The sequence below is a fragment of the Natronomonas sp. genome, assembly GCF_036625485.1.
Taxonomy (GTDB): domain Archaea; phylum Halobacteriota; class Halobacteria; order Halobacteriales; family Haloarculaceae; genus Natronomonas.
Map to the genome: position 1 here is coordinate 1 of NZ_JAZKTR010000195.1, position 3,901 is coordinate 3,901.

The following is a 3,901-nucleotide window of genomic DNA, read 5'->3' on the forward strand; positions in this document are numbered from 1 at the left end:
ATGCGCCGTCCGGGAATTGAACCCGGGCTCTAGCCTTGGGAAGGCTATGTCCTACCACTGGACCAACGGCGCGTTCGTCGTTTCTCTCCTCACGCCCCGCGCATCGCGAACCGTTCCGGTTCGCTCAGCAACGGCGCGCTCACCTTCGTTCGCGTCCCGCGCTCTGCAAACCAACGTACCCGACGCCCGCACTTGAACGTAGCGCTTGTTCCCGACTCGACACGCGTCCAGAAATCCCGTGCCGACGGGTGCTTATTAGTCGTACACGGCCGAACGGATAGGTGATGACGGAACACGACCCACTGGTGGAGGGGACGGACGTCGACCTGCTGTTTTCCGAATCGGAACTCGCTGCACGTCGAGACCACATCGTCGAATTCATCGCCGACACCGTCGACGGGGCGGGCGCTGATGGGGCCGTTATCGGCCTCTCGGGGGGTATCGACTCGACGACGGTGGCCCATCTCGCCGTCGAGGCGCTGGGCGCCGAGAACGTCAAAGGCCTGCTGTTGCCGAGTTCGGTCAACCCCGGGGCCGACGAGACGGACGCCGAACGGGTCGCCAAGAACCTCGACATCGACTACGAGATCGTCGAAATCGACCCCATCGTCGATTCCTTCGTCGACGCGGCCCCGGAGGGGACGGCCGACGACCGGATGGCACTCGGGAACGTCCGCGTGCGCACACGGGCGGTCCTGATGTATTTCGTCGCCAACGCCGAGAGCCGCCTCGTTCTCGGGACCGGTAACCGCTCGGAGGCCGCGACGGGCTATTTCACGAAGTACGGCGACCAGGCCGTCGACTGCAATCCTATCGGGAACCTGTATAAGTGTCAGGTCCGCCAACTTGCGCGAGATCTGGGCGTCCCCGAAGACCTCGTGACGCGGACGCCGACTGCCGCGATGTGGGAAGGCCAGACCGACGAGGAGGAGATGGGACTGGGCTACGACGAACTCGACGCGATTCTCGCACTCCACGTCGATGGCCCCTTCTCGAAGGCCGCAACGGTGCGGATGCTCGGACTCCCCGAAGCGGCAATCGAACGCGTTGTCGAACTCTACGAAGGGAGCAAGCACAAGCGGTCGATGCCGCCCGCACCGGAGCCACTTTAAAATAGTCGACGCGGTCAGGCTTCGCGGACGACGATTCGGACCGAATCGCCCTCCTGAAGCGTGTATTCGAGGTCGGTGACGGCCTCGCCGTTGATCTCGAAGACCACCTCGTAGCCCTCGCCGTCGACGTAGGTCTCGCCCTCGTAGACGAGCGTGTACGGCGACCGGTCGACCTCGAAGCCGAGAGCTTCCATGCCGTATTCGAAGGTGACGCCGGTCGCGTGGGCGTGCCACTGCGTTCCCTCACCGCCCTCGAAGTGGAACCGCTGGTCTTGGACCTGATACTGATTCTGCGAGAAGTCGACGTCCTCGCCGAGGACGGTCATCTCCATCGTCCCGTGGTAGTGGTCGCTGCCGGCCTGTCCGATGCCATCGGCGCCGCTGCCGCCGGCGATGAAGACGACGTAGCCGACGATACCGATAGAAAGCAGTAGGACGACCCCGAGGGCGAGCGGCCCCGTCGGAAGGCCGCCCTCGTCGCCGCCGACGTCCCCGACCCGACGTTTGTCTATCGGGCCGAGTTCGTCCGCGTGCTCGGCTTTGAGATGCTTCAGATGTGCCTCCTCGCTATCGTGGGAGGCCCCGCAGTACTCACACTCTGGCATTCGTACCCACCCTATCCGGCCGAGGGGTTCAACCTTTACGGTGCCCGGAGACGGCCGTCACTCCCCCAACTCGCGGAGTTCGTCCGCATGAGCCGCCATCAGTTCCTCGAAGGCGGCCACCTCGCCGTCCTCCTGGTCGGCCTTCGGCGCCCGGTCCCGCACCCGCGCTTTGATGAGTTCCAGCGCCCGGTGGTCGTTTTCGGTCAGGGATTCGGCGACCGATTCGGGGTCGTCGACCACCCGAGAGACGAGGCCGATACGGAGCGCCTCCTCGGCGTCGATGACCCGCCCGGACAGCGAGAAATCCAATGCGTCCCCGAGACCGACGACCTCCGGCAGTCGGACGGTCCCACCCCACGCGCCGAAGAGGCCGAAGGTGACGCCGGGTTCGCCGAAGGTCGCTTCGGGCGTCGCGATTCGCATATCGCAGGCGAGGGCGAGTTCGACGCCGCCACCGCGGGCCGGGCCGTCGATGCCCGCGACGACGACCGACGACGAGTTCTCGATGGCATCGGCGACCCGCTGGCCCCGGCGGACGAACGGTTCGACGGCCGCCTCGCCGTCGGCGACCTCGGCGACCACCGAGAGGTCCGCGCCGGCACAGAATGCCTCACCCGCACCCCGGAGGTAGACCACCGGTTCGGGGCAGTCAGTAACGGCCCGTTCGAGCGATTCGAGGCCGGCCGGCGTGAGCGCGTTCCGCTGGTCCGGTCGGTCGAGGGTCACGATGCGGTACCCGTCGGCGTCTGCAACGCGAATCATACCCCATCGTCGTCGGTGAGGCTCATGGGTGTTGTCTCTCGGCCGTCGGTATCTTCATCACCGTTACGTAGAACGGTGCCGATTCTATGGGGTTATTAAGACACGACCCCGTAGAACGCGTATGGTTGCCGACGTCGAGCGCACCTTCGAGGTGGAGGCTCCTATCGAGAAGGTGTGGGAGCTCATCGCCGACCCCACGAAGCGCGCCGAGGCTATAAGCGTCGTCGAAAGCTACAGCGACGAGGGCGATGAGTTCATCTGGCACCTCGAACTCCCGATCCCCGTCATCAACGAGACCGTCACGGTCCGAACGCAGGATATCCGGCGAACCCCGCCCGAATACGTCAAGTTCGTCGGCCGCTCGAAGGTCATGGAAGTGACGGGCGAGCACATCCTCGAATCGACCGACACCGGCTGTCGAGTCACGAACCGCTTCGTCGTCAACGGCAAGGTCCCCGGCGTCGAGAAGTTCTTCCAGAAGCGCATCGACGAGGAGATCGACAACCTCTTCGACATGCTCGAAGACGAACTCGTGGCCGAACCAACCGACGGATAAGCCCAGGTTTCCAAAGTCATATACTCCGGTACGCCTAGTTATGTGTATGGACGAGGCCAGCAACGTCCGGGCGACCGCCCTCGAGCTCACCAGCGACATCGAAGCCGTCCCGCTGGGCGAGCGCATCGAAACACTACTCCAAGACGCCTCGATGACGCCCGGTGCGTTGACCGTACTCACCGCCCGCACGCTGGGTGGCGACGAGTTCGTAGAAGCGGCCGCTACTCGCGGCGTCGGCGTCCAACTCAGCTACGAGGGCCTTCGCCTCGCTCGGGCGCTGGTCCACGACGACGCCATCTGGGAGGCCGAGGACCGCACCGACGGCTACATCGAACTGCTCGTCTCCGAGGTGCTGGTCTCCCGCGGCTTCTATCACCTCGCTCGAACCGAGGCATCCGATACCGCGATCCAAACCGTCCGGCGATTCGCCCGCAACCAGACCCGACGGCAGGTCCCGAACTTCGACCCCGCGGACCTCGAAGGGACCCTCGAAGGCGACATCCTCAGGCTCGCCGTCGAGGCCGGCGCCACGCTGGTCTCCCCCGAACCACCCGCCGAAGCCATCGCCTACGCCGACCGCCTCGCCGAGGAACTCGACACCTCCCCGCTTCCGACCGCCGAAGTGGCGCTGGCGGGCGCCCGCGAGGAACTCGGCGGCATTACGGGTGCCGAACCGGCCGCCGACCGCTCGGCGACCGCCGACCAATCCCGATAGCAGTACGTTACAGTACCGCACTCCCGCGGGTTTTCACCACATATAAATACGGCAGTACTGTACGAACGGATGGACGGTCGCAGGGCAACGGCCCCACCGCGCCTGGGTAGCTTAGCGGTAAAGCGCGTCCTTGGTAAGGACGAGAGCCCGG

At 65.3% G+C, this 3,901-nt stretch carries 5 protein-coding genes and 1 tRNA gene; 3 read left to right on the forward strand and 3 right to left on the reverse strand.

Features of this window, described 5'->3' with window-relative positions; genetic code table 11:
• Position 1: 1 nt before the first annotated feature.
• Positions 2-72 (reverse strand) — tRNA-Gly (locus tag V5A53_RS13540).
• 212 nt (positions 73-284) lie between these two features.
• Between V5A53_RS13540 and V5A53_RS13545 the strand changes: the two genes are divergently transcribed.
• A complete protein-coding gene (locus tag V5A53_RS13545) occupies positions 285-1,112 on the forward strand; it encodes an NAD+ synthase (protein WP_332314147.1) in 828 nt (275 codons plus the stop codon).
• A 14-nt stretch (positions 1,113-1,126) separates the two neighbouring features.
• On the opposite strand, the gene V5A53_RS13550 is transcribed toward V5A53_RS13545, so the two are convergent.
• The gene (locus tag V5A53_RS13550; RefSeq protein ID WP_332314148.1) at positions 1,127-1,717 is read right to left on the reverse strand and encodes a hypothetical protein; all 591 of its coding nucleotides are present in this window, start codon (positions 1,715-1,717) and stop codon (positions 1,127-1,129) included.
• Between the two features lie 57 nt (positions 1,718-1,774).
• On the reverse strand, positions 1,775-2,479 hold the full coding sequence (locus V5A53_RS13555) for an enoyl-CoA hydratase/isomerase family protein (RefSeq protein WP_332314149.1): 705 nt from the start codon (positions 2,477-2,479) through the stop codon (positions 1,775-1,777).
• A 121-nt stretch (positions 2,480-2,600) separates the two neighbouring features.
• Between V5A53_RS13555 and V5A53_RS13560 the strand changes: the two genes are divergently transcribed.
• Positions 2,601-3,035, forward strand: coding sequence for an SRPBCC family protein (locus tag V5A53_RS13560; protein ID WP_332314150.1), 435 nt, complete (start codon positions 2,601-2,603; stop codon positions 3,033-3,035).
• Positions 3,036-3,081: 46 nt separating this feature from the next.
• A complete protein-coding gene (locus V5A53_RS13565; protein ID WP_332314151.1) occupies positions 3,082-3,750 on the forward strand; it encodes a DUF7114 family protein in 669 nt (222 codons plus the stop codon).
• The last annotated feature ends 151 nt before the right edge of the window (positions 3,751-3,901 follow it).